Here is a 26,063-nt window from a genome sequence, read left to right as displayed (position 1 = left end):
CGAACGTACTTGAGAGCTTGGGGCAGGCTGGTCGCGCGGTTCCCCGCGCCCCTGTGGGGCGCTGCCGAACCGCACCGGACTTCGCCGGATGCGCTCAGCCGATCTCCTGCGCCACCCACGCCGACAGCTCCGTCCGCGCCGCGTCCAGCCGCGACGCGGACGGAGCCGTCGCCCCGTTCGTGACCAGCGCGTAGTGCACTGTGCCGACGCCGGACGCGGTCAGCAGCAGCCGCTTGCTGCCGGTGCCGCCCGGCTCGTTCGCCACCGCGATCGGGGTCGTCCTGGTGTAGGCGGGCAGGCCCGCCGCGGAGCCGAGATCGGAGACCACCGTCGTGGACGCGGCCGGGAACGAGGCGGGCAGATGCAGTTCCGTCGGCGCCGCGGTGCCGTCCGACCGCCAGACCAGCAGGCCGTACTGCCCCGAGCCGACGAGCTGCGCGACGTTCGGCAGCGAGCCGGGGACCGGGTTCCAGGTCAGCGCCGTCGAGCCGTCCCGGGAGCGGTCCTCGTAGGTGAAGGCGACCGTCGTCCCCGCCGTGGCGCTCGGGTAGAGCCGGTCGAGCAGACGGGCGTCCTGGCGCAGCACGGCGGCGCCCGAGTCGTCGAGGGCCACCGCCGAGAGGTCCTCGTCGTTCCAGGCGTCCCCGGAGGTGAGGACCTTGCCGGGGTTGCCGTTCATCAGCTCGTGGTGGCGGCCGTTGTAGAGGTCCCACTGCCACTGCGTACCGGACAGCACCGGGCCGGAGGCGGCCGGGTCGGACCACCAGCTCGCCCCCGGCAGGCGGGAGTCGAGTGCCTGGTACATCGCCTTGACCACCGTGGGCGCCTTGTCGGAGACCGACCCGGTGAGCGGATGCCCGAACTCGCTGACGATCGCGGCCGTGCCGAGCCCCAGGGCCCGGTCGCGCACGGTCCGGAAGTCCGCCGCGTACTGCCCGTCGGTCGCCTTGCCCCACATGAAGACGCCGGAGATGGCCTTCTGGTCGTAGAAGTGGGTGTTGAAGACATAGCGCGGGCCGATGGTGCCCGCGTCCAGCAGTCCGCCCTCCTGCTTCTGGAAGTCGAGGTTGGCGTTCCAGAACAGGTTGGGCTCGACGAAGGCCGGCTTGTCCTGCCAGCCCGCCGTGTCCATGCGCGCGCGGAACCTCTCGTAGAACGGCCAGAGCACGTTCTGCTCCCAGCCGCGGCTGCTCTGCCCGGAGTCGTATGTGCCCGCGTAGGGCTCGTTGAACGGGTCGAATCCGACGACACCCGCGAACTCGTCACCGCTCAGGTGCTGTTCGAGGTACGCCATGGTCTTCCCGGCCGTGTCGAGAAAGGCGTCCTGCACGCCGTACGCGTTGTGCCAGAAGTCGTACGACGCCTTCGTCACCGCCTGGTTCTGGGTGATGTTCTGGCCCCAGAAGAGACAGATGCCGCAGGACTCGGCGGGGTAGTTCCCGGCGTCCACCGCCCACTTGGGGGCGCCGTCGCCCGTGTACCAGCTGCCCTCGTCGAAGAGGTGGCGGGAGTAGAGGTCCTGGTGGAAGTCGGGCACGACGCGGATGCCGGCGTCGAGGAACGCGCGCATCTGGTCGGTGACGGCGGCGAGGTACGCCGTGTCGGCCTGACCGCGCGTGGGCTCGGCATGGGCCCAGGAGAGCAGGAAGCGGACCGTGTTGCCGCCGCCCAGGGTGCGCAGGGCGGCCGCCGACCTCCTGGCGTCGGCGACGGAGGCGAACGGCAGTCCGCCGTTCTCCTCCAGCTTGGTCTCGCCGGAGACGTTGTAGCCGCGCAGCACGACCTCGCGGCCGAGACCGTCGGCGAAGCGGCCGCCGCCGACGGTGAGGGTGGCGGACGCCTGGGCGTCGAACCAGAGGGAGTCGGGGAGGGAGGCGGCGGCCGCGGGACGGGGGCCGGGTGCCGTGAGGAGGCCGGTGAGTGCCGCGAGAACGCCGAGCAGACGCACGGGTAACTTAGGCATGTCCATAACAATCAGCGGGGGCGCGAAAGACGTCAACACCCATGCGTCCCCTCACCCACCCAAGGACACCCCCACCCTGCACCCCGGCTTCCCGCGCCCCCCTTCGCGACGGCAACGGATCAACGCTCGACCGTTTTGCGTCGCGGTACTCGCCCCTCCCGCTCCCCGGCCTTAGAGTGACGCACGTCACGCACAATGGCTGACACGCCTCACCTTGCTCTGGGAGGGCACATGACCCGTATCGCGGTGAAGGTGGACGGCACCACATACGAGGACGAGGTCGAACCCCGTCTCCTCCTGGTCCACTACTTGCGGGACCGGCTGGGTCTCACCGGGACCCCCATCGGCTGTGACACCTCGAACTGCGGCGCCTGCACGGTCGAGCTCGACGGGCAGACCGTCAAGAGCTGCTCGGTGCTCGCCGTCCAGGCCGACGGGGGCGAAGTGACCACCGTTCAGGGACTGGCCGAGTACGGCGAGTGGCATCCGCTGCAGAAGGCGTTCCACGAGCGGCACGCGCTGCAGTGCGGTTACTGCACACCCGGAATGATCATGGCTGCCCGGGACCTGCTCCGGGAGAACCCCTCCCCGACCTCGGACGAGGTACGGCACGCCCTGGAGGGCAACCTCTGCCGGTGCACCGGCTACCAGAACATCGTGCGCGCGGTCGTCGCCGCCTCCGGGCAGGAGGCCGCGTCATGACCGAGGCGACCGAACGGGAGGTGGGCCGGGCCCGGCTGCGCAAGGAGGACGCCCGGCTCGTCACCGGCCAGACCAACTGGACCGACAACATCCAGGTGACCGGCCTGCTGCACCTGGCGATCCTGCGCAGCCCCATGGCGCACGCCCGCGTCGACCGGGTCGACGTCTCCCCCGCACTCGAACGCCCCGGTGTCGTCGCGGCGTTCAGCGGGAGCGACCTCGCCCAGGGGCTGGGCTCGCTGCCCTGCGCCTGGCCGGTGACCGAGGACATCGTGCTGCCCGAGCACCCCCCGATCGCGGTGGAGGAGGTACGCCACGCGGGCGATCCCGTGGCGGTCGTCGTGGCCCGCGACCGGTACGCGGCCGCCGACGCGCTGGAGGCCGTCGAGGTCGACTACACCCCCCTGCCCCCGGTGCTCGACCTGGAGGCGGCGCTCGCCGAGGACGCGCCCCTGGTCCACTCCGGCAAGGGCACCAACCGCTGTTACGTCTGGCCCCTGAAGACCGGCGAGGACTACGAGACCGTCAGGCAGCGCGCCGAGGTCGTCGTCCGGCGCCGCTACCACCAGCAGCGGCTCATCCCCAACGCCATGGAACCGCGCGCCGTCGTGGTCACCCCGCTCGCCGCCTCCGGCGAGTACACCGTCTACTCCGCCACCCAGATCCCGCACATCCTGCGGATCATGCTCGCCACGGTCACCGGTGTGCCCGAGCACAAGCTGCGCGTGATCGCCCCCGACGTGGGCGGCGGCTTCGGCTCCAAGCTCCAGGTCTACGGCGAGGAGGCCATCGCGCTGGACGTGGCGCGCCGCCTGGGCCGCCCGGTGAAGTGGACCGAGTCCCGCTCCGAGGGCTACCTGGCAACCCACCACGGCCGGGGCATGATCCAGGACATCGAGATCGCGGCCACCCGCGAGGGCAGGCTGCTCGGTCTGAAGGTGGACCTCCTGGCCGACATGGGCGCGTATCTGATGCTCGTCACGCCCGGCATCCCGATCCTGGGCGCGTTCATGTACCCGGCGATCTACAAGATGGACGCCTACGACTTCACCTGTACGGGCGTGTTCACGACCCGGACGCCCACCGACGCCTACCGGGGCGCCGGACGGCCGGAGGCCACGTTCGCCATCGAGCGCGTCATGGACGAGCTCGCCGCCGAACTCGGCCTGGACCCGATTGAGTTGAGGCGCCGCAACTGGATCGGCCACGAGGAGTTCCCATACACGTCGATCGCGGGCCTGACCTACGACAGCGGCAACTACGAGGCGGCGACGGACAAGGCGCTCGCCCTGTTCGGCTACGACGACCTGCGCGCGGAGCAGCACAAGCGCAACGAGCGCGGCGACACGGTACGGCTCGGCATCGGCGTGTCGACGTACACCGAGATGTGCGGGCTGGCGCCGAGCCGGGTGCTGCGGGACCTCAGGTACGCCGCGGGCGGCTGGGAGGCGGCGAGCATCCGCATGCTGCCCACCGGCAAGGTCGAGGTCGTCACCGGCACCAGCCCGCACGGGCAGGGGCATGTGACGGCGTGGAGCCAGATCGCCGCCGACGTGCTGGGGGTGCCCTTCGAGGACGTCGAGGTCGTGCACAGCGACACCAAGGCCGCCCCGCAGGGCATGGACACCTACGGGTCGCGGTCGCTGGTCGTGGGCGGCGCGGCCGTGCACCACGCCGCCGTGAAGGTCGTGCACAAGGCCCGGAAGGTCGCCGCGCACCTGCTGGAGGCCAGCGAGCAGGACCTGGAGTTCACCGGCGGGGTGTTCTCGGTGAAGGGCTCGCCCGAGGCCCGCAGGACCATCCAGGAGATCGCCTTCGAGACCTTCTCCTCGCACGACCTGCCCGACGGCATGGAACCCACCATCAACGCAGAGATCGTCGTGGACCCGGAGAACTTCTCCTACCCGCACGGCACCCATCTGTGCGCGGTCGAGGTGGACACGGAGACCGGGCGGACCTCGATCCGGTCGTATGTGTGCGTCGACGACGTCGGCCGGGTCGTCAACCCGCTGATCGTGGAGGGGCAGGTGCACGGCGGGGTCGCCCAGGGCATCGGACAGGCCCTGTACGAGGAGGCGGTGTACGACGACGAGGGCAACCTGGTCTCGGGCACGATGGCCGACTACCTCGTGCCGTCGGCCGCCGACCTCCCCCACTTCGTGACCGACCGGACCGAGACGCCCGCCACCTCCAACCCCCTGGGCGCCAAGGGCGTCGGCGAGGCCGGGGCGATCGCGGCCACGCCGGCAGTCGTCAACGCCATCGTCGACGCGCTGCGGCCCCTGGGCGTCACCGACGTCCCCATGCCCTGTACACCCGCACGGGTCTGGCAGTCCCTTCAGGAGGCGTCGGCATGATTCCCCCGGAATTCGACTACGCCCGGCCGGCGAGCGTCGAGGAGGCGGTGCGCACACTCGCCGACGCGGGCGACGAGGCGAAGGTGCTGGCCGGCGGGCAGAGCCTGCTGCCCCTGCTGCGGCTCAGGCTCGCCTTCCCCGAACTCGTCGTGGACGTGGGCCGGATCCCCGGGCTGCGCGGCGTGCGCGAGGACGGTGACGCGCTGGTGATCGGGGCGCTGACCACGCACCACGAGGTCGTCCGCGACCCGCTGGTGCGCCGCCACGCGGGACTGCTCGCGGCGGCCACGGCGACGGTCGCCGATCCGGCCGTCCGGCATCGCGGCACCCTCGGCGGCTCGCTCGCGCACGCCGATCCGGCCGGTGATCTGCCCGCGGTGGCGCTCGCCCTCGACGCCGAGCTGGTGGCGGTGGGACCACGGGGACGGCGGACCGTTCCGGCCCGGGAGTTCTTCGTCGACTACCTGCAGACCGCGCTGCGCCCCGACGAACTGCTCGTGGAGGTGCGGGTGCCCAAGACGGACGGCTGGGGCTTCCACTACGAGAAGTTCAACCGGGTCGCGCAGGCCTGGGCGGTGGTCGGCGTGGCCGCCCTCGTGCGGCGCGACGACGGCCGTATCGCCGAGGCGCGGATCGGGCTGACGAACATGGGCCCGACGCCCCTGCGGGCCACTGCGGCGGAGAGTGCGCTCGCGGGGTCCCCGGTGGCGGCGGACGCCGTGGCCCGGGCCGCCGGCGCGGCGGCGGAGGGCACGCGCCCCTCGTCCGACCCGTCGGCCACACCCGAGTACCGCGCGCACCTCGCCCGGGTGCTCACCCGGCGGGCGGTCCTGGCGGCGGCGGGGACGGAGTGACGGGTTGACCGGTCCGGAAAAGGTGCGCGAGCGGCTGGAGAAGACGGGCTACCTCGTCGACGAAGGGCTGGCCGTCGCCTGCTTCCTGGCGCTCGAACTGCACCGGCCGGTCTTCTGCGAGGGCGACGCGGGCGTGGGCAAGACCGCGCTCGCGTCCGCGCTCGCCGAGGCGCTCGGGGCCCCGCTGGTCCGGCTTCAGTGCCACGAGGGCATCGACGCCTCCCAGGCCCTGTACGACTGGGACTTCCCGCGCCAGCTGCTGCATCTGCGCGCGGCCGAGGCGGCCGGGGTACGGGATCCGGACCGGCTGGAGGCCGAGCTGTACGACCGGCGGTTCCTCATCGCACGGCCGCTGCTGAGAGCCCTGGAGACACATCCCTGCGTGCTGCTGGTGGACGAGGTCGACCGCGCCGACGACGAGTTCGAGGCGTTCCTGCTGGAGCTGCTGTCGGACTTCTCGGTCACCCTCCCCGAACTGGGCACGCTGCGGGCCGAGGTGCCGCCGGTGGTGGTGCTGACGTCGAACCGTACGCGCGAGGTGCACGACGCGCTCAAGCGCCGCTGCCTCTACCACTGGTTCGACCATCCCGGCTTCGCGCGCGAACTCGCCATCGTCCGGCGCCGGCTGCCGCAGGTGACCGCCCGGCTGGCCAAGCAGGTGACCGCGCTGGTGCAGGCCCTGCGCGCCGAGGACCTGGTGAAGCCGCCGGGCGTCGCGGAGACGATCGACTGGGCGCGGGCGCTGGACGCGCTGGGCGCGACGGAGGCGGACGCGGAGCTGGCGGTGGCGACGCTGGGGTCGGTCCTGAAGTACCGGGAGGACATGGAGCGGGCACGCGGCCTCGACCTGTCGGCGATCCTCGCGGCGCACGGGACCTGACATGGCCCTCGATGCCCCAGCCGTCCTCGTCGGCTTCACCCGCGCCCTGCGCGCGGCGGGCGTCGATGCGGGTCCGGACCGCGTCCACGCCTTCCTGCGTGCGCTGGGCACGCTGCGGCCCGGGGTCCGCTCCGACGTGTACTGGGCCGGGCGGCTCACACTCTGCGCGGGACGCGATGATCTGGAGCGCTACGAACGGCTCTTCGCCGCCTATTTCGGGACCGCCGACGCCCACGGCGACGGCCGGGCGACAGCGGCGGCGCCCCGGCCGCGGACGGCGCTCCGGGTCGCGGGGGCCGCTCCCCGCACGGCCACGCGCACCGGGGACACCGCGCCCGCATCGGCGCTCGCCAGCCGCACCGAGGTGTTGCGGCACCGTGACATCGCGGGTCTGACGGCCGCCGAGCGGGAGCATCTGCGACGGCTTCTGACGGCGTTCACCCTGCGTGGCGAGGTGCGGCGCACCGCCCGCCGGCAGCCGGCCCGCCGCGGCGGCGTCGATCCGCGGCGCACCGTACGGGAGATGCTGCGCCATGGCGGCGAGCCGGTGCGCCCGCGGCTGCACGCCCGCGCCGACCGGCCCCGGCGGGTGGTGCTGCTCGTCGACGTGAGCGGTTCCATGGCGCCGTACGCGGACGCGCTGCTGCGCTTCGCGCACGCGGCCGCCCGCGGCGGCCGCACCGAGGTGTTCACCGTCGGCACCCGGCTGACCCGGGTGACCCGCGAACTGTCGCACCGCGACCCGGAGGCGGCGCTCGCAGCGGTCGCCGCGGCCGTGCCGGACTGGCGCGGGGGCACCCGGCTCGGTGAGCTGCTGCGCGCCTTCCTCGACCGGTGGGGGCAGCGCGGCATGGCACGGGGCGCGATGGTGGTGGTGCTGTCGGACGGCTGGGAGCGCGGGGATCCGGCGCTGCTCGCGGGCCAGATGCGCCGTCTGCACCGGCTGGCGCACCGGGTGGTGTGGGCCAATCCCCTCAAGGCCCGCCCGGGTTACGCTCCCCTGGCCGCGGGTATGGCGGCTGCGCTGCCGAGCGTGGACGCGTTCGTGGAAGGGCACAGCCTGGCGGCCCTGGAGCGGCTGGCGGCGGTGGTGAAAGGAGCACAACCGTGATCGAGGGAGCGCGTGATGCGTGAGATCCTCCCGGCGCTGCACCGGTGGTACACGGCGGGATCGCCCTTCGGGCTCGCGACCGTCGTCGCGGTGAGCCGCAGCACGCCGCGCGGACCGGGGGCGGCGATGGCCGTGGGTCCCGGCGACGAGGTGCTGGGCAGCGTCTCCGGCGGCTGTGTCGAGGGTGCGGTGTTCGAACTGGCTCAGGAGGTCGTGGAGTCGGGTGAGGCCCGGGTCGCGACCTTCGGCTACAGCGACGAGGACGCGTTCGCCGTGGGGCTCACCTGCGGCGGCGAGATCACGCTGCTGGTGCGCCGGGTGACGGCACGGGAGGACGTCTCGTTCGGGAAGGTGGCCGAGTCGGTGGCCGCCGGGCGCCCCGTGACCGTGGCGAGCGTGGTCGAGGGTCCCGCGCCGCGCGGGGCCTCGATCGCCGTCTGGCCGGACGCGGTGTCGGGCTCGCTGGGCTCGACGGGCCTGGACGCGGCGGTGACGGCCGACGCGCGCGGCGAACTCGCGCTGGGCGCCACCGGGCAGCGGCACTACGGGCCCCACGGCGAGCGGCGCGAGGATGCGGTCACGGTGTTCCTGCAGTCGTTCGCGCCGCCGCCGCGGATGCTGGTCTTCGGCGCCATCGACTACGCGGCGGCGGTTGCGGGGATCGGCGCCTTCCTCGGCTATCGGGTCACGGCGTGCGACGCCCGCCCGGTGTTCGCGACGCCGAAGCGCTTCCCGGAAGGGGTGGAGGTCGTCGTGGACTGGCCGCACCGCTATCTGCGCGGCACGGCCACCGACGAGCGCACCGTGATCTGCATCCTGACCCACGACCCGAAGTTCGACGTGCCCCTGCTGGAGGAGGCGCTGCGCCGCCCCGCCGCCTACATCGGGGCGATGGGCAGCCGCCGCACCCACGACGACCGGGCGAAACAGCTGGCCGAGGCAGGGCTCACGGCGGCCGAACTCGCCCGGCTGCGCTCCCCGATCGGCCTGGACCTCGGGGCACGGACACCCGAGGAGGTGGCGGTGTCCGTCGCCGCCGAGATCGTCGCGCTGCGGTGGGGCGGCAGCGGAGCACCGCTGACGGCGACGGCCGGGGCGATCCATCCGGCGGGTCCCGCGCCGCAGTGAGGAGGAACAAATGGAGCTGCACCACGAGTTCACCGTCCCGGTCCAGGTCGAGGACGCCTGGCGAACCCTCCTCGACATCGAGCGGGTCGCGCCGTGCATGCCGGGCGCGACGGTCGAGGAGTACGACGGCAAGACCGTGACCGGGTCGGTGAAGGTGAAGGTCGGCCCGATCACGGTCACCTACCGCGGCACCGCCGTGTTCGAGGAACAGGACGAGGCGGCGCACCGGATGGTGCTGACGGCCAGCGGCCGGGAGACGCGGGGGCAGGGCACGGCCCGGGCCACGGTGACGGGCACGCTGCAGCCGCGGGACGGCGGCGGCACGACCGTGTCGGTGCGCACCGATCTGACCGTGACGGGCCGCCCCGCGCAGTTCGGGCGGGGGGTGCTGGCCGAGGTGGGTGACAAGCTGGTCGGACAGTTCGCGGACTGTCTGGCGCAGCGGCTGGACGAGCCGGGCGCGGCCGGGAGCACCGCACCGGAGCCGGCCGCGCCCGCGGTGGCGGTCGCCGGCCGCGAGCGTCCCGCGGAGGCGGAACCCATCGATCTGCTGCGCACCGCGGGCGCTCCGGTGGCCAAGCGGCTCGCGGGAGCGGCGGCGGCCGTCGTGGTGCCGCTGCTGGCGTTCCTGAGGCTGCGCCGGTTCCGGCGTACCCGCCACGGTCGCCGGCGGTGAGCGCCGCCCCCTGAGGCGTCACCCGGCTCCCCGCACCGGTCAGGCCCCCGACGGGCGCCCGGCGTGCGGGGGCAAGCGGTGCAGCTCCACGTCCGCCAGCACACCGCCGGTCACCGTCGCCGTCATGTACGTGCAGTGGGGCTGACGGCGTCGGTCGGTCGGGGAGCCGGGGTTGAGCAGGCGCAGGCCGGTGTCCGTCGTGGTGTCCCAGGGGATGTGGCTGTGCCCGAAGACCAGCACATCGAGGTCCGCGAAGCGCTCGGCGCAGCGGCGCTCGCGCCCTTGGGCGGGGCCGGTCTCGTGGACCACGCCGAGGCGCAGACCGCCGAGGTCGGCGCGGGCCACCTCGGGGAGCCGAGCGCGCAGGGCGGGGCCGTCGTTGTTGCCGTGGACGCCGATCAGCCGGGCGGACCGGCTCTCCAGCAGGTCGAGGGTGGCGACGTCCACCCAGTCACCGGCGTGGACGACCACGTCGGCACGCGGGAGTTCGGCGAGCAGTTGCCAGGGCAGTTCCCCGGCGCGCCGGGGCAGATGGGTGTCGGACAGGAGGAGCAGGCGCACGGCACCAGGGTGTCACGGCACCCGGACGGGAGCATCCGCCGTCAGGTGGGCGCCCTGGCCGGCGGCTCCCCGGACGCATTCGCCGGAGGTTCCGCCAGGAGGAGGTCGGCCCACACCTGTTTGCCGCCGCTGACCGGAAGCGCGCCCCACGCCGCCGACATGGCCTCCACGAGCAGGATGCCGCGGCCGCCGGTCGCCTCCCAGCCGATGCTCGTCGGCTTGACCGGTGTACGCGGTGAGGCGTCGGCGACCGCGACGCGCAGCCGGTGGTTGACCAGGGTGAGGTCGAGGCGGACCTGGCCGTCGGTGTGGACGAGGGCGTTGGTGACGAGTTCGGAGACGACGAGGAGGATGGTGTCGAGTTCGTCCGCCACTCCCCAGGCGCGCATGGTGCGGCGGGTGAAGCGGCGGGCGTGCCGGGCGGCTTCCGGCACCCGCCACACGGTCCAGCTCTCGCGCAGCGGGCGCCGTGCCAGGCCGTCGTAGCGCACCAGGAGCAGGGCCACGTCGTCGCTGCGGTTGGCCCCGGCGAGCAGGGCGTCCGCGACGAGCCCGAGGTGCCCGGGGTCGGCGGCGGACAGTTCACCGGCCAGCAGCGCGAGGCCCTCCTCCTGGTCGCGGTCGACGGACTCCACCAGGCCGTCCGTGGTCAGGGCGAGGACCGCGCCGGGCTGCAGCCGGAGCGGGCTCATCGGGAAGTCGGCCTGGGTGAGGACCCCGAGAGGCGGTCCGCCCTCCGACTCGGTGATCTCCGTGCTGCCGTCCGGGTGACGCAGCACGGGCGGCAGGTGACCGGCACGGACGCACCAGGCGGTGCCCTCCTCCATGTCCATGTCGACATAGCAGCAGGTCGCGAAGAGGTCGGACTCCATGTCCACCAGGAGCCGGTTGGCGCGGGAGACGACCACGTCAGGGGGGTGGCCCTCGGCGGCGTACGCGCGCAGGGCGGTACGCATCTGGCCCATCAGGGTGGCGGCGCCGGCGTTGTGGCCCTGGACGTCGCCGATGACGAGCGCCACATGGTTCTCGGGCAGCGGGATGACGTCGTACCAGTCGCCGCCGAGTTCCAGGCCCGCGGTGGTGGGCAGATAGCGTGCCACGGCGACAGCGCCGGTCAGTGGGGGCAGGCGGCGTGGGAGGAGGGCGCGCTGCAGCATGCCGATCAGTTCGTGCTCGGCGTCGAAGGCGCGGGCGCGTACCAGGGCTTGTCCGGCGAGGCCCGCCGCGGCGGTCAGCAGGGCGCGTTCCTCGGGGCCGAAGTCGTGCGGGCTGTCCCAGCCGACCAGGCAGGCGCCGGCCATCCGCCCGGCGGCGGGCAGCGGCAGCACGGCGATGCCGCCGGGGCCGATGTCCGCGAGCGCTGGCTCCAGGTCCGTACCGGCGGGCCAGATGGCGGCCCGGCCGTCCCTGAGCGCGGCGGCGAGGGCCGGCATGGCGCGTACGGGCGCGTCGGGCCACTCCGAACGCCACTCGGTGCGCCACAGCTCGGGCCAGGACTCCGGGTCGGGCGGGTCGAGGACGGTGACGACGAGCCGGTCGGCCTCCAGCTCCGCGAGGGCGATGCGATCGGCCCGCAGCGGCTTGCGCAGGGCCGCGACCACGGCGTGGCCGACGTCGCGGACGGTGCCCGCGGTGGCGAGGGCGGCGGCGAGCCGCTGGATGCGGGTCACGTCGCTGACTGCGGGCCGCAGCTTGGAGGCGTCGGCGATCGCTCCCACGAGCCGCGCCCGGGTGCCCTCGCCGGCGGGCAGTATGCGCCCTCGCAGCCGAAGCCACCTCGGCTCGCCGGAGGGCTGGAGGATGCGGAACTCCAGTTCCCGGTCGCCGATGGACAGGGGGTCCGGTTCGACCACCGACATCAGGGAGGGCAGGTCCTCCGGCACGGTCCGGGCCAGCAGTGTCTCGACCCTGCCGTCGAACGCGTCCGGGGCGATGCCGAACAGCTCCAGCACCTCGTCGTCGGCTTCGACCCGGCCGCTGTCCATGGTGAGGAGGAAGGAGCCGCCGGGCAGCGCCCCCGGCCCCGCGGGCGCCGGTGCGGGGCCGACGACGGCGTCGGCGAGCATCCGCAGGCAGTCGCGTTCCTCGGGGTCGAAGCCGTCCGGGCCGTCGCTGACGACCGCCAGGACTCCGCCGTCGCGCAACGGCAGGAGGGCCGACGAGAAGCCTCCGGTGGGCAGCCGGCGCCGATCGGCCCAGCGGCCGGCGTCCTCGGGGGTGAGCCACAGGGGCCGCCGGGAGCGGCGCACATGGGCCGCGGGGGTCCCGCCGGAGACGGAGTAGGCGTCGCGCAGCCCGTACAGCGCCTTGGGCACTCCGACCGACTCGCTGAGGCACAGCTGCTCGCCGCCCTCGTCCGGGGTGTAGACAGCGGCGAGGGTCGCGTGGGTGAAGGCGAGGATGATTTCGAGCACGCGACGCAGGCGCTCCCGCGGATCAAGATCGGCGGTGAGCGTCTTGAGAGCAAGTTCGGCGCGCAGCGTCCTCGTGCTGCGTCCCTCAGCGCCCTCACCGACCACGTCCGCAATTACAGCGCGTCCGCGGCCCTCGCGCAGCCCCTGCGGACGAGTGACGGCGGTGGGCCCGCGACATGGCGCGAGCAGCCGCCGAGGGCCCGGCGGGGCAGCGGGCGGGCGGCCAGGCGCGTGGGCGGGTCCGAGGACGATGAATCGGGCCGCTCGGCGGCCCGCACGCGTGCCTGGCCGCCCGTGTGCCGCTCGCCGGGACCTCGCCGGGGGCGAGCGGCCCCGCCGGGAGGCCGGCCGCCTGTACAGATGTCCGCAGGATGACGGCGCCGACGGGCCGGTTGACCCTCGGGTGGGGCGGCGGCCGGGGGCGGGGGATGACGGGCCGGTGCGCGGTGGACCGGTCTCCGGCACGTCCGCGCTCGCCGTGCGCACAGCACCGCCAGGGTGGAGCCTGATGCCTGGGGCCCCGGCACGGCCGTGCGAGGAGGTGGTCGGCATGCCCGGCGGGAAGGCTCCCGAGCCGGAGCCGGGCGCCGTGAGAGCGCCGGTGGAGCGCCCGCTGCTGTCGCTCGCGCTGGCCGCCATGATGGACGACGTACAGGCGCACTCCGGGGCGGTGTATCTGCTGGCGCCCGACGAGCCGGTGCTGGAGATGGCGGTCATGGCGGGACTCCCCCGGGCCTTCGCCGCCCCCTGGGAGCGGATCGGGCTCGACGCGCCGCTGCCGGTCACCGAGGCGCTGCGCGAGCACCGGCTGGTCTGGGTCGGCGGCGAGGAGCAGATGGCAAGCCGCTATCCACGGGTCGCGGTGGTGCTGCCGTACCCGTTCGCCCTGGCCGCGATGCCCGTGGCCACGCCGGACACGGAGTACGGTGCGGTCTTCGTGACCTGGCCCGGTTCCCGCCCGTCCGAGTTCCCCGACCGGGAGCGCCGGTATCTGAGGGCGGCCTGCGACCGGCTCGCACAGCGGCTGGAACGGGCCGCGGCCGAGCGCCGGCGGGTGGGCGCGGAGCCCGATCTGCTGGCCACCCTGCCGATGACGGCCATGGCGGGCACGCTCGGCTCGGCGGAGGCGGCCCGGATGGTGGCACGGCTGCCGTACGGGCTGTGCGCGCTCGACATGCACGGACGGATCGGCTACGCGAACCCGGCCGCGGCCGAGATGCTCGGCGTCCCCGTCGGCACCCTGCTCGGTGCCCTGCTGTGGTCCGCGGTGCCCTGGCTCGACGACCCCATGTACGAGGACCGCTACCGGGCCGCGCTGATCAGCCAGCGCATGACGTCCTTCCTGGCGCTGCGCCCGCCCGGCACCTGGCTGTCCTTCCGCCTCTACCCGGGCACCGACGGGCTGAGCGTGCGCATCGCCCGGGCGCGCGCCGTCTCCGAGATGGGCCGTGCCGCCCCCGCCCCCGCCCCCGCCCCCGGCGAAGACGACGGCGGCACACGGCTGGTGACGATCTCGCACGTCCTGAGCCTGGCGAGCGCGCTCACCGAGGCGGTCGGGGTGCAGGACGTGGTGCGGCGGGTCGCGGACGAGATCGCGCCCACCGTGGGCGGCAAGGCCCTGGTGATCCTCGGCTCGCACGGCGGGCGGCTGCATGTGCTCGGGCACCGCGGCTACCCGGACCCGTCCGTGGTGGAGCGCTGGAACGGTGTGCCGCTGACCGCGCCCGTCCCCGGGACCCATGTCCTGACCAGCGGGGTGCCCGCCTTCTTCGACTCCCGGCAGCAGCTCGAACCTGTACCCGGCACGGCACAGGACGCCGGACGGGATGGCCGCGTGGGCGTATCTGCCCCTCATCGCCTCGGGGCGGCCGGTGGGCACCTGGGTACTCGCGTACATGGAGCCGCACACCTTCCCGGCCGACGAGCGGGCCGTGCTGACGAGCCTGAGCGGACTGATCGCACAGGCGCTGGAGCGGGCGCTCCTGTACGACGCCAAGCACCAGCTGGCCCACGGGCTGCAGGCGGCGCTGCTGCCGCACTCGCTGCCGTCGCTGCCCGGCATCGAGGCGGCCGCGCGCTATCTGCCCGCGACGCGGGGCATGGAGATCGGGGGTGACTTCTACGACCTGGTGCCGACCGGTGCGCGGGCGGCCGCGGTGATCGGGGACGTGCAGGGGCACAACGTGACGGCGGCGGGCCTGATGGGCCAGATCCGTACGGCCGTACGCGCCTACACGACGGTCGGCCAGTCGCCGGGGGAGGTGATGCGCAGCACCAACCGGCTGCTGTTCGACCTCGGCGCCGACCTGTTCGCGAGCTGTGTCTACCTCCGGCTGGACACCGGCCGGGGACGGGTGGTCATGGCGCGGGCGGGGCATCCGCCGCCACTGCTGCGCAGGCCGGACGGGCGGGTCCGGGTGCTCGACCTGGCCGGCGGGCCGCTGCTCGGCATCGAGGGACCGGTCAGGTATCCGACGACCGAGTTCGCCCTGGCGCCGGGTGCGCTGCTCGCGCTCTACACCGACGGGCTGATCGAGTTCCCCGGCGTGGACATCGAGGACGCCGTGGCGGATCTGGGCGAGGTGTTCGCCGAAGGCGACGACGAGTCGCTGGAGTCGCTGGCCGACCGGCTGATACGGGACATGCCGGCCGAGGAGCGACTGGACGACGTGGCATTGCTCCTTTTGTGGGCGCGAACGACATCGTGAGGTGCGGGGGTGGGGCGGTCCGGCCCTCCCGCCGGAGGGCCGGACCGCCGCACCGCCTGCCGGAGCCTGCCAGGGCGCCGGGATCAGTGACTCGTCACGATTCCGGAGCCGTTGTTCGCGCCGTTGTCCGCGCCATTGCCCGTCGACTGCCCGGACCGGTCGCCACCGGTCCGATCGGACGCGCCGCCCGCCTGGTCACCGGCCCCGCTCTGGTCACCGGCCCCGCTCTGGCCGCCGGGGCTCGCCGTCCGGTTTCCCGCGCCGCTCTGGTCGCCGGCCCCGCCCTGGCCGCCGGGGCTCGCGGTGCCTCCGGGGTTCGCGCTCTGGTCGCCCGAGCCCGCGGCGCCGCCCCCGGCGCCCGCGCCGAGCGTCGCGCCGGTCGCCTGGAGCGCCGTGGTCACCGGCTGGAAGAAGGTCTCGCCGCCGGCGGTGCAATCGCCGCTGCCGCCCGAGGTCAGGCCGATGGCACTGCCGTCCTGGGTGAACAGGGAGCCGCCGCTGTCGCCCGCCTCGGCGCAGACGTCGGTCTGGATGAGGCCGGTGACGGTGTCGACGCCACCGGGGACGGTCTCGCTCTGGAAGTTGACCGTGGCGTCGAGGCCGGTGACCGTACCGTCGTGCAGACCGGTCGTGCTGCCCATCCGGAAGACCTGCTGGCCCACCACGGCATCCGCGGCCTGGGTGATCTGGACCGTCTGCCCGTTGCCGACGTTGACCTCGCTCGGGGCCCGGGTGGCGGGGTCGTCGTACTTGACGAGCGAGAAGTCGCCGTTGCCGGGGAAGGTGGCCTGGTCGACGGTGGCGATCGGCCGGCCGGTCTGGGAGTCGGACCACTGCTTCGCCGCGACTCCGCAGTGACCGGCCGTCAGGAAGGCCGGGCTGCCGTCGTTCGCTGTGACGTTGAAGCCGAGGGAGCAGCGGATGCCGCCGCCGCCCGCCTGCGCGAAGATGGCGTCGCCGCCCGACACGAACGTCTTGAAGCTGCCCGCGGACTTCTTGACGGTCGCCACGCCCGAGCCGAGGCTCTTGACCGTCGACTGCAGCGCGTCCCACCGGGTGCCGGTGACGGTGCTGTCGGCGGTGACCCGGATCTCGTTGGTCTTGGGGTCGACGGACCACGCGGTGCCCGGGATCGTCGCCTTGGTCCTGAGCTCCTTGGCGGCGGCCTGGAGCGTGGAGGCGCTGTTCTGCACCGTGTTGGGGACCGCGCCCGCCTTTCTGACGGTGTCGGCGACATTGCTGTTGTCGCCGACCACGTTGACGACGATCTGCCGCTTGTCCGCGTTGTAGTAGGAGCCTGCGAAGGCGTCGCCCAGCTGGGAGGCGATCTGCGAGACGAGGGCCGGGACATCCGCCGCCTTGAACGTCTTCGGGGTGGCGTCCGACGAGTCCGTCTGCGACGCGTTTGCGTTGGGCAGCAGTAGGGCCGCAGCTCCGAGCGCCGCCACGCTTCCCGCCGCGATCGCGGCCTTGCGCTTGGGTATGCGTTTGTGACTCAACTCTCGACCTCCTGGGGACGGGGTGTGTTGTCGCCGTCCGGCAGCTGAACTGGGGGCGCCTGGATGCCTGTTGATACGCACGCGTCAGGTGGGGTGTTCAAGTGCTCCGGCAACTGGCCGGGTTGGCGTATGCGAAAGCGTGCGGCAGACGGCGAACACGGCTGCCGGGGCGTGCTTCAGCGAAAGAACCACTCCGGCACGTTCCGCGACGGGTCGATGACGGTCCGTTCTTCACTTCGAACGGAATTCCGGCTTCAGCGAATCTGCACATCGAATGCGCAAGCGAGTCACCGCGCACGACGGATCTGCACAGCCGTACGCCGGGGGCCGCGCCATTGGGAGGGGACTGTCCCATTCGGGGTTCGAGCGGCAAGGGGCCGTACGCGTCGATGCCGCGCAGCATGTGAAGAAGTCGCCGCCAAGCCGTGCGCACGCCTGCACGGATCGAGCCGTCGAGACATCAAGTTCCCTGGTGGGAGGGCTGGTTGATTGGAATCGCCGTGCGTCGGCGTGCTTTGATCCGTTGCACCGCGGGGGACGCTGACAGGCTCCCGGCAACGGGTGACAGGCGCCCGCGGATGCGGCCGGCCATCTGTCCCCAGAGGGGGCCGCTCTCCCCCTTGTGAATATCCATATGAAGGGAAGTTCCATCATGAACTCCACCCCCCAGGTTGAGACCGCCGAGATCTCGGACACCGAGCTCGACGCCGTTTCCGGTGGCCTGCAGCTGAACGCCGTCGGCACCGTCACCGGCCTGGTGGACGGCGTCGCCCCGGTGTCCGGTCTGGTCAACACCGTCGTCGGCACCGTCGAGGGCGTCACCGGCCTGAACACGGCCCCGGTCACCGGCCTGGTCGCCGGCCTCTGATCGCACTCGTGTGCCGCTGAGTCCCGGAACCGCCCCGGTTCCGGGACTCTCGGATGCCGTCGTCCGGCCCCGGCACGGGCCGGCCCCCCGTAGTCCGCCCGGCTCCCCCGAGCCGGTCCTCAGCCGCCCGCAGGTGAGGGAAAGTCCCGTGCAGTTCCGCCAGCAGGCCCTCGCCAAGCTGCAGTCGCCCGAGGAGCTCGACCTCCCGGTGCGCTTCGCCCGCCCCCAGGGCTGGCTCGTGCTGTCCGTGACGGTGGTCGTGATGGCCGCCGCCTCCGTCTGGGCCGTCACCGGCTCGGTGGCCTCCACGGTCAGCGCGCCCGCCGTCCTCACGCACGGGCAGGGCAGTTACGTCCTGCAGAGCCCGGTCGCCGGGCAGGTCACCGCTGTCCTCGCCAGGGAGGGTGAACGGCTGCCGGCCGGCTCACCCGTCCTCAAGGTCCGCACCGCCCAGGGTGACTCGGTGGTCCGCACGGTCGCCGCCGGCCGTGTCACCGCGCTCGCCGCCACCATCGGCCAGATCATCCGGACGGGGGCGAACGTGGCCGCGGTGGAGAAGGTCGCCCACGCCTCGGACCCGTTGTACGCGACGGTGTACGTGCCCGCCGAGAACGCCGCCGCCATCCCCGCGAACGCCTCCGTCGACCTCACCGTCCAGTCGGTGCCGGCCCAGCGGTACGGCGTGCTGCGCGGCCATGTGAAGTCGGTGGACCGCACGGCCCAGTCGCCACAGCGGATCGCCGCGTTCCTCGGGGACAGCCAGCTCGGTGAGCAGTTCACCCGGAAGGGCCGGCCGGTGGCGGTGTTGGTACGGCTCGACCGGTCCTCCGGCACCAAGAGCGGCTACGCCTGGTCGTCCGCGGACGGCCCGCCCTTCCCCCTCTCCTCCATGACCCTGGCCACGGGTTCGATCCGCATGGCCGATCAGCGTCCCGTCGATTGGCTGCTGCCGTGACCGCTCCCCAGGACACCCTGCCCCCGGTGCGGGGCAGACGCCGGGCCGCGCCGCCGAGGCGCACCCTGCCCAAGGGCAGGCGGAAGAGTGTCCGCACGCCCACCGTGCTGCAGATGGAGGCCGTGGAGTGCGGCGCGGCCTCGCTGGCCATGGTGCTCGGCCACTACGGCCGGCACGTCCCCCTTGAGGAGCTGCGCATCGCCTGCGGGGTCTCCCGCGACGGCTCGCGCGCCAGCAACCTCCTGAAGGCGGCCCGCAGTTACGGTCTGACGGCCAAGGGCATGCAGATGGACACGGCGGCGCTCGCCGAGGTCAAGGCGCCGGCGATCCTGTTCTGGGAGTTCAACCACTACGTCGTCTACGACGGCATGGGCCGCCGCTTGGGCCGCCGGGGCGTGTACGTCAACGACCCCGGCAAGGGCCGGCGTTTCGTGCCGATGGAGGACTTCGACACCAGCTTCACCGGGGTCGTGCTGGTGATGGAGCCGGGTGGGGGCTTCACCAGGGGCGGCCGCCGGCTGGGCGTCCTGGGCGCCATGCCGGCCCGGCTGCGCGGCACGTCGGGCACGATGCCCGCGGCCGTCCTGGCCAGCCTCCTGCTGGTGGCGGTGGGCGCGGCGCTGCCCGCGCTGAGCCGCACCTACATCGACATGTTCCTGATCGGCGGACAGACCTCGCTGCTCGGCGTGCTGTTCACGTCGATGGCCGCGTCTGTGCTGCTCACGGTGGTGCTGACCTGGCTGCAGCAGGCGAATCTGTTGCGCGGCCGGATCATCTCCTCCACCCTCTCCAGCGCCCGCTTCCTGCGGCATCTGCTGCGCCTGCCGGTGACCTTCTTCGCCCAACGCAGCCCCGCCGACCTGGTGCAGCGGCTCCAGTCCAACGACACGGTCGCCGAGACGCTGGCCCGCGACCTCGCCGCGGCGGGCGTCGACGCGGTCGTCGTCGTGCTCTACGCGGTGCTGCTGTACACGTACGACCCGCAGCTGACGTTCGTCGGCATCGGCGTGGCGCTGCTGAACGTGGTGGCGATGCGGGTCGTCGTACGGCTGCGGGCGACGCGCACGGCGAAGCTGCGGGCGGACAGCGCGCGGCTGACCAACACCGCCTACACCGGCCTGCAGCTGATCGAGACGATGAAGGCGACCGGCGGCGAGGACGGCTACTTCCGCAAGTGGGCCGGGCAGCACGCCACCACGCTGGAGGAGCAGCAGCGGCTCGGGGTGCCGAGCGCCTGGCTGGGGGTGGTCGCGCCGACGCTCGCCACCCTCAACAGCGCGCTGATCCTGTGGATCGGCGGACTGCGCGCGGTCGAGGGCCATATCTCGGTGGGTCTGCTGGTCGCCTTCCAGGCGCTGGTGACCCGGTTCACCGCGCCGATCACCCGCCTCAACGGCGTCGCGGGCCGTATCCAGGACTTCGCGGCGGACGTGGCCCGTCTCAAGGACGTCGAGAACTTCCAGGCCGACCCGCTCTACGGCCGCTCCGGCGGCGGCGAGTCGACACGCCGGCTGCACGGCCATATCGAGCTGGAGAACATCACGTTCGGCTACAGCCCGCTCGACAAGCCGCTGCTGAGCGGCTTCAGCCTGACGGTCGGCCCGGGCCGGCAGGTGGCGCTGGTCGGCGGCTCCGGCAGCGGGAAGTCCACGGTGTCCAGGCTCATCGCGGGCCTGTACGCGCCGTGGGAGGGCGTGATCCGGATCGACGGGCAGCGCCTGGAGGACATTCCCCGCGGCGCGCTCGCCGCCTCCGTGTCCTTCGTCGACCAGGACGTCTTCCTCTTCGAGGGCACGGTCCGCGACAACGTGACGCTGTGGGACCCGTCGATCCCGGACGACGCGGTGGTCGCCGCGCTGCGGGACGCGGCCCTGTACGACGTGATCACGCGCCGGCCCGGCGGCATCCACAGCCGGGTCGAGCAGGACGGGCGCAACTTCTCCGGCGGGCAGCGTCAACGCCTTGAGATCGCACGGGCACTGGTGCGCGACCCCAGCATCCTGGTCCTCGACGAGGTGACCAGCGCGCTGGACGCGGAGACCGAGCAGACCGTGATCGACAACCTGCGCAAGCGCGGCTGCGCCTGCGTGGTGATCGCCCACCGCCTCAGCACCGTGCGCGACAGCGACGAGATCGTCGTGCTCCGGCACGGGACGATCGTGGAACGGGGGCGGCACGAGGCCCTGGTGGCGGCCGGCGGGGCGTATGCCGAGCTGGTCAGGGAGCGGTGAGATGACGGCGGTGCACGAGGGGGACCTCGTCCTGAACGCCCTGGGCCAGATGGGCACCCCGATCGGCTGCTCGGGGCACGGCCGGCTCGACCTGGAGGGGCCGCAGGTGCTGTGGCTGGTCGCGGCCGGCGCGCTGGACCTGTTCGCGGTGGACGCCGCCGTGCAGGGCCACTGGCACCACCTCGGCCGCCTGGAAGCGGGCTCCCTGCTGCTCGGCCCGGTGACCGGCCCCCAGCACACGCTGGTCGCCCGGCCGGTGCGCGACTGCGTGGTACGGCGCATCCAGCTGCGCGAGCTGTACCAGCCCGTCGACACCCAGACCTGGTCGTACGACGAGTACGGCAACCCGCAGTACGTGCCTCCGACGACGAGCCCGCTGGAGTACGCCCTCGCCCTGGGCGTCGGCCGCGGCCTGTCGATCCTCTTCCAGGCGCCCATGGCCACCGAACGGGCCGCCGACATCACCGATGACGACGTGTTCTGGATGCAGGTGCCGCCCGGCAGCGTCCAGTACGGCTCCCTGTACGGGGCTCAGGACGCGGCCGACCTGCTGATGGAGCCCACCGTCTGGCAGGGCATGGTCGACCAGCAGTACCGGCTGCTGGCCACGCTGGACCGGTGGATCGAGCAACTGGAGCGCACCCACGAGACGCGCGCGGCCGCGGGCATCAGGGCGGGCGAGGCCGTCCGGGTGCAGGCCGACCGGACACTGCTCGCCTCGATCGGCAGGCCGTCGGCAGGCCGTACGACGGCGGCCGACGCCGACGCCACGTACGCGGCGTGCAGGCTGGTGGCGCGCGCCGCCGGGATCACCCTCGCCGAGCCCGCGCAGAGCGGCACGGAGAACGGCCGTCTCGACCCGGTCGAGCGCATCGCGCTCGCCTCCCGCGTCCGCACCAGGACCGTACGGCTCGACGGGCGCTGGTGGCACGACGACGTCGGCCCGCTGGTGGGCCACCGGGCCCTGTCCGGCGCGCCGGTCGCGCTGCTGTGGCGGCGCGGCGGCTATGTCGCCGTCCAGCCGTCGTCGGGCCGTGAGACACCGGTCGAAAGGGCGAACGCGGCTGAGTTCGAAGCGCGGGCCGTGATGTTCTACCGTCCCCTGCCCGACCAGCGGCTCGACCCGCTGCGGCTGCTGCGGTTCAGCATGCGCGGCACGGGCGGCGATCTCTTCCGCCTCCTGCTCAGCGGCCTGGTGACCGTCGCGATCGGCGCCCTGGTGCCGGTGGCCACCGGCAAGGTGCTCGGCCAGTACGTACCGAGGGCGCAGGAGGGGCTGATCGTCCGGGTCTGCCTGGCCATCATGGTGAGCGGCGTGGTCGCGGCGGCGTTCATGCTGCTGGAGAACCTGAGCGTGCTGCGTCTGGAGGGGCGGATCGAGGCGACGCTCCAGCCGGCCGTCTGGGACCGTCTGCTGAGGCTGCCGACGAAGTTCTTCGCCGAACGCTCCACCGGCGAGCTGGCCAGTGCGGCGATGGGCATCAGCGCGATCCGGCGGCTGCTGGCGGGGGTCGGTCCGGTGGTCGCCCAGTCGGTGACGGTGGGCGCGATGAACCTGGGGCTGCTGCTGTGGTACAGCGTGCCCATGGCGCTGGCCGCGATCGGCATGCTGGTGGTGATCGCCACCGTGTTCCTGGGGCTCGGGCTGTGGCAGGTGCGCTGGCAGCGGCGGCTGGTCCGGCTCGGCAACAAGCTCAACAACCAGGCGTTCCAGACGCTGCGCGGCCTGCCCAAGCTGAGGGTCGCGGCGGCTGAGAACTACGCGTACGCCGCCTGGGCGAGCGAGTTCGCCCGCAGCCGTGAGCTGCAGCAGAGGGTGGGCCGGATCAAGAACCTCAACACGGTGATGGGCGCGGTCTATCTGCCGTTGTGCTCGCTGGTGCTGTTCATGCTGCTGGCCGGGCCGGCGAGGGGTGCGCTGCCGGCCGCCGACTTCCTCACCTTCACCACGTCGGTGACGATGCTGCTGACCTCGGTCACCCAGCTGACGGGCGCGTTCGTCTCCGCGGTGGCGGCGCTGCCGCTGTTCGAGGAGATCAGGCCCGTGCTGGACGCGACCCCCGAGGTGCGTGCGGCGAGCACCCGGCCGGGCGTCCTGTCCGGCGCCGTCGAGGCGCGCCGGCTCTCGTTCCGGTACGCCGACGACGGGCCCCTGGTCCTCGACGACGTCTCCTTCGAGGTGCGGCCGGGCGAGTTCGTGGCGATCGTGGGCCCGAGCGGCTGCGGCAAGTCCACGCTGCTGCGTCTGCTGATCGGCTTCGACAGGCCGGTCTCGGGCAGCGTCCTGTACGACGGTCAGGATCTCGCGGCGCTCGACCAGTCGGCGGTGCGCCGTCAGTGCGGGGTGGTGCTCCAGCACTCCCAGCCGTTCGCCGGGTCCGTCCTGGACGTCATCTGCGGCACCGAGCCGTACACGCCGGAGGAGGCGATGGCGGCGGCCGAGATGGCGGGCCTCGCCGAGGACATCGAGCGCATGCCGATGGGACTGCACACGATCGTCCAGGGCAGTGGCGCGATCTCGGGTGGCCAGCGCCAGCGCCTGATGATCGCCCAGGCGCTGATCCGCCGGCCGCGGATCCTGTTCTTCGACGAGGCGACGAGCGCGCTGGACAACGAGACCCAGCGCAGGGTCATCGAGAGCACCCGCGCCCTGAACGCCACCCGGATCGTGATCGCCCACCGTCTGTCCACGGTGCTGGACGCGGACCGCGTCATCGTGATGGAGGACGGCAAGGTCGCCCAGCAGGGGCCGCCGGCGCAGCTCCTGGCGGACACGGGCGGGCGACTGCACGAGCTGGTACGGCGTCAGATGGCGTGAGCTTTTCCAGCACGCTCGTCCTGCTCCGTGAACCCGACGACCCGCCGGTCGCGGGCGGGGCCCTATTGCGAGATGCGGGCCGTCGGCTCGTACTCGAACCAGTCGAAGGCCACGCTGCCCCCGGTGGCGTACATGCCGATCACCCGGCCGGTGAAGCCGGTGGCGACCTGGGTGGAGAGGTAGCGGCCGTCGAGTTCGGCCAGGCGCACGGGTACGGGCCCGCTGAGGGAGAAGGTGATCGTGTCCGGACCGCCGGGCCTGACGCCGAGCGCCCCGTCCGCCGCCCGGCGGGCGGTGGTGACGGTGGGCGGCAGCACGTCGGCCGTGCGGACGTCGATGCCCAGGACCACTTCTCCCGGCGGCACCCGATGCCGCGCCACGCACTGCCGCAGCGGCCCGATGCGGGCCAGCACGTCCACCGTCCCCCGGCACACCTCGATGTCGTAGTGGTGGGCCTCGTCGATGCGGACGGACAGGCCGCCGCGGCCCGACCCGGGATCCATGCGGGCGGTCACCCGGCAGTCGGGGTGCTGCTGCCGGCGGCCGAGGAACGTGTGCCCGGCCCGGTCCAGGGTGTTTCCGGTCGCCGTCAGCGTCAGCCACCCCGGCCGGTCCTTCAGCGACCAGGAGCCGTCCGGCCTGCGGCGCGGGGAGATCCAGTACGGTGCCGGCTCTTCGGCGTCGAAGTCGTCCCGGACCGGCGGGGGTCCGACGGGGTGCCAGGCCGCCGGGGCGGGGTGCCGTTCCCGCACCGGCCCGACCCGGGGCCACCCGTCCACCCACTCCACCGGCGTCAGGAACGTCTCGCGGCCGAGGACGTGGAACCCGGGGAAGTAACCGCGAGGTCGCGTGCCCAGCAGCAGCATCCACCAGGTGCCGTCGGGCGCCGGTACCAGGTCGGCGTGGCCGGTGCTCTGGACCGGCAGGTCCGTGCTGCGGTGGGAGAGGATCGGGTTGGCCGGCGCCGGCTCGTAGGGGCCGCGCGGGGACCGGGCGCGGGCGATCGACACGCTGTGCCCGTGCGCGGTGCCGCCCTCGGCCAGCATCAGGTACCACCAGGCGCCGATGCGGTACAGGTGCGGCGCCTCGGGGTGCTGCAGTCCCGTGCCGGACCAGACGGGCAGCGGGCCCTCGAGGACCTCGCCGGTGGCCGGGTCGATGCGGGCCACCCGGACGCCGGAGACGGCGCACCAGCACGAGCCGTCGTCGTCCCAGGCGAGGTCGGGGTCGATGCCCGGGAGGGCGACCGGCACCGGGTCCGACCACGGCCCTTCGGGGCGTTCGCTGGTGACGATCAGATGGCCCCTGCCGCCGACGTCGGTGGTGATCACGTAGAAGCGACCGTCGTGGTGGCGGATCGTGGGTGCGTAGACGCCGTCCGAGGCCGGCACGTCGTCCGGCAGGTCCAACTGGGTCGGCCGGTCGAGGACGTTGCCGATCTGCCGCCAGTGCACCAGGTCCCGGCTGTGGAAGAGGGGCACGCCGGGGAAGTACTCGAAGCTGGAGCACACCAGGTAGTAGTCCGCGCCGACGCGGCACACGCTGGGGTCGGGATGGAACCCGCCGATCACGGGGTTGGCGTATGTTCGCATCTGCCGCGGTCCTTCCCGGGCACCTGAGGCCGCCATCGAAAGTTTCGTGCCAGTGGGCGAACTTTACGGAGCGAAACTGTAGGCGGCGGCCGGCTTCCCGGGCAAGACGAGGCGCTCCCCCGGCGTCCTGCGGCCCGGTCCGGGGGTCACTCGGACGACTGCCCCGCATCAGCGCATCGGAGGTCCGGGACGCGCCGGCGCAGACAGTCGACGAAGGCGGGGGTGGAGTCGTCGCAGACGAAGGCACCCGACATCAGATGGGGACGGTGCCGGCGGACGATGGCGTCGATGGCCCGCTGCCGGTCCGGCTGGTCCCCCACCAGGGCACGGAGGGTCTGCGCCGTCTTCAGCGCGTGCGCGGCGAACCAGGCGTACCGGGCGTCGATTGCCCGCTCCTCGCCGGGACCGGCCCGTTCGGGATACTCGACCGCGAGGTCGAGGTGGTGCTGGAGGATGCCCAGGGCCTACAGCTGGAGCTGGGCCTGCGCGGCGCGGTGTTGGGCCTGCGCGGCGCGGCGGTAGGTCCAGACCGCGAGGACCACCGAGGCCACCACCGAGGCCACCGTCGCGGCGGCCAGGACGATGAACGCGACCTGCGTGACGAGAACGGCCATCGGCGTGCCCTCCGTCCGTACGGCCAGCCCGTGTCCGGGCATCGTCCCCGGCGAACCGGGCGGCACCGGTCCGCCGGGACCCCGCAGTTCCGGCAGACGAAGAGGGCCTGGTCGACCCGGTTCTTCTTGTCG

The 26,063-nt window shown here is 73.2% G+C and carries 18 protein-coding genes and 1 pseudogene; 12 read left to right on the top strand and 7 right to left on the bottom strand.

Annotation, left to right across the window (positions count from 1 at the left end; all coding sequences use genetic code 11):
• Positions 1–94: 94 nt before the first annotated feature.
• The gene (locus tag ACFSL4_RS02455; RefSeq protein ID WP_381077770.1) at positions 95–1,963 is read right to left on the bottom strand and encodes a cellulase family glycosylhydrolase; all 1,869 of its coding nucleotides are present in this window, start codon (positions 1,961–1,963) and stop codon (positions 95–97) included.
• 231 nt (positions 1,964–2,194) lie between these two features.
• On the opposite strand from ACFSL4_RS02455, the gene ACFSL4_RS02450 reads away from it, so the two are divergent.
• The 7 genes from ACFSL4_RS02450 to ACFSL4_RS02420 are packed head-to-tail and all read left to right on the top strand — an operon-like array spanning position 2,195 to position 9,671.
• Positions 2,195–2,665, top strand: coding sequence for a (2Fe-2S)-binding protein (locus ACFSL4_RS02450; protein ID WP_381077767.1), 471 nt, complete (start codon positions 2,195–2,197; stop codon positions 2,663–2,665).
• Complete coding sequence (locus tag ACFSL4_RS02445) at positions 2,662–5,022, top strand: xanthine dehydrogenase family protein molybdopterin-binding subunit (protein ID WP_381077765.1); 2,361 nt, start codon at positions 2,662–2,664, stop codon at positions 5,020–5,022. Before ACFSL4_RS02450 ends, ACFSL4_RS02445 begins: the two co-directional genes overlap by 4 nt.
• Entirely contained in the window at positions 5,019–5,876 is an 858-nt protein-coding gene (locus ACFSL4_RS02440; protein ID WP_381077764.1) for an FAD binding domain-containing protein, read from the top strand. Before ACFSL4_RS02445 ends, ACFSL4_RS02440 begins: the two co-directional genes overlap by 4 nt.
• Positions 5,877–5,880: 4 nt before the next feature.
• On the top strand, positions 5,881–6,756 hold the full coding sequence (locus ACFSL4_RS02435; RefSeq protein WP_381077763.1) for an AAA family ATPase: 876 nt from the start codon (positions 5,881–5,883) through the stop codon (positions 6,754–6,756).
• Between the two features lies 1 nt (position 6,757).
• Positions 6,758–7,867, top strand: a complete 1,110-nt coding sequence (locus tag ACFSL4_RS02430; protein ID WP_381077761.1) for a vWA domain-containing protein — start codon at positions 6,758–6,760, stop codon at positions 7,865–7,867.
• 15 nt (positions 7,868–7,882) lie between these two features.
• The gene (locus ACFSL4_RS02425; protein ID WP_381077758.1) at positions 7,883–8,995 is read left to right on the top strand and encodes an XdhC family protein; all 1,113 of its coding nucleotides are present in this window, start codon (positions 7,883–7,885) and stop codon (positions 8,993–8,995) included.
• 10 nt (positions 8,996–9,005) lie between these two features.
• A complete protein-coding gene (locus tag ACFSL4_RS02420; RefSeq protein ID WP_381077756.1) occupies positions 9,006–9,671 on the top strand; it encodes an SRPBCC family protein in 666 nt (221 codons plus the stop codon).
• Between the two features lie 39 nt (positions 9,672–9,710).
• On the opposite strand, the gene ACFSL4_RS02415 is transcribed toward ACFSL4_RS02420, so the two are convergent.
• Together ACFSL4_RS02415 and ACFSL4_RS02410 are read right to left on the bottom strand one after the other, a co-directional pair.
• Entirely contained in the window at positions 9,711–10,232 is a 522-nt protein-coding gene (locus ACFSL4_RS02415) for a metallophosphoesterase family protein (RefSeq protein WP_381077753.1), read from the bottom strand.
• 41 nt (positions 10,233–10,273) lie between these two features.
• Positions 10,274–12,751 carry a SpoIIE family protein phosphatase gene (locus tag ACFSL4_RS02410; RefSeq protein ID WP_381077751.1) on the bottom strand — a complete coding sequence of 826 codons (2,478 nt, stop codon included), beginning with the start codon at positions 12,749–12,751 and terminating at the stop codon, positions 10,274–10,276.
• 445 nt (positions 12,752–13,196) lie between these two features.
• On the opposite strand from ACFSL4_RS02410, the pseudogene ACFSL4_RS02405 reads away from it, so the two are divergent.
• Positions 13,197–15,354, top strand: a pseudogene (locus ACFSL4_RS02405) (SpoIIE family protein phosphatase).
• A gap of 83 nt (positions 15,355–15,437) precedes the next feature.
• Here the strand turns inward: ACFSL4_RS02405 and ACFSL4_RS02400 are convergent.
• Positions 15,438–16,853 carry a S1 family peptidase gene (locus tag ACFSL4_RS02400; protein WP_381077748.1) on the bottom strand — a complete coding sequence of 472 codons (1,416 nt, stop codon included), beginning with the start codon at positions 16,851–16,853 and terminating at the stop codon, positions 15,438–15,440.
• Positions 16,854–17,505: 652 nt separating this feature from the next.
• Between ACFSL4_RS02400 and ACFSL4_RS02395 the strand changes: the two genes are divergently transcribed.
• The 4 genes from ACFSL4_RS02395 (at position 17,506) to ACFSL4_RS02380 (ending at position 23,725) form a co-directional block, all read left to right on the top strand.
• Entirely contained in the window at positions 17,506–17,721 is a 216-nt protein-coding gene (locus tag ACFSL4_RS02395; RefSeq protein WP_381077745.1) for a type A2 lantipeptide, read from the top strand.
• A gap of 148 nt (positions 17,722–17,869) precedes the next feature.
• The gene (locus ACFSL4_RS02390; protein ID WP_381077742.1) at positions 17,870–18,676 is read left to right on the top strand and encodes an HlyD family efflux transporter periplasmic adaptor subunit; all 807 of its coding nucleotides are present in this window, start codon (positions 17,870–17,872) and stop codon (positions 18,674–18,676) included.
• A complete protein-coding gene (locus ACFSL4_RS02385; RefSeq protein WP_381077740.1) occupies positions 18,673–20,907 on the top strand; it encodes an NHLP family bacteriocin export ABC transporter peptidase/permease/ATPase subunit in 2,235 nt (744 codons plus the stop codon). The genes ACFSL4_RS02390 and ACFSL4_RS02385 overlap by 4 nt, the downstream gene beginning before the upstream one ends.
• A 1-nt stretch (position 20,908) precedes the next feature.
• The gene (locus tag ACFSL4_RS02380; RefSeq protein ID WP_381077737.1) at positions 20,909–23,725 is read left to right on the top strand and encodes an NHLP bacteriocin export ABC transporter permease/ATPase subunit; all 2,817 of its coding nucleotides are present in this window, start codon (positions 20,909–20,911) and stop codon (positions 23,723–23,725) included.
• Between the two features lie 62 nt (positions 23,726–23,787).
• Here ACFSL4_RS02380 and ACFSL4_RS02375 read toward each other — a convergent pair whose 3' ends face one another.
• The 3 genes from ACFSL4_RS02375 to ACFSL4_RS02365 all read right to left on the bottom strand — a co-directional run bounded on the left by ACFSL4_RS02375 (position 23,788) and on the right by ACFSL4_RS02365 (position 25,931).
• A complete protein-coding gene (locus ACFSL4_RS02375; protein ID WP_381077734.1) occupies positions 23,788–25,317 on the bottom strand; it encodes a glycoside hydrolase family 43 protein in 1,530 nt (509 codons plus the stop codon).
• Positions 25,318–25,463: 146 nt separating this feature from the next.
• Positions 25,464–25,637 carry a hypothetical protein gene (locus ACFSL4_RS02370; protein WP_381077732.1) on the bottom strand — a complete coding sequence of 58 codons (174 nt, stop codon included), beginning with the start codon at positions 25,635–25,637 and terminating at the stop codon, positions 25,464–25,466.
• 144 nt (positions 25,638–25,781) lie between these two features.
• Positions 25,782–25,931, bottom strand: a complete 150-nt coding sequence (locus ACFSL4_RS02365) for a hypothetical protein (protein ID WP_381077730.1) — start codon at positions 25,929–25,931, stop codon at positions 25,782–25,784.
• Between the last annotated feature and the right edge of the window lie 132 nt (positions 25,932–26,063).

The organism is Streptomyces caeni, from assembly GCF_042678285.1.
GTDB lineage: Bacteria > Actinomycetota > Actinomycetes > Streptomycetales > Streptomycetaceae > Streptomyces > Streptomyces caeni.
The sequence above is the reverse complement of the archived record's forward strand: the minus strand, read 5'-3'. Positions and strand labels throughout refer to the sequence as shown.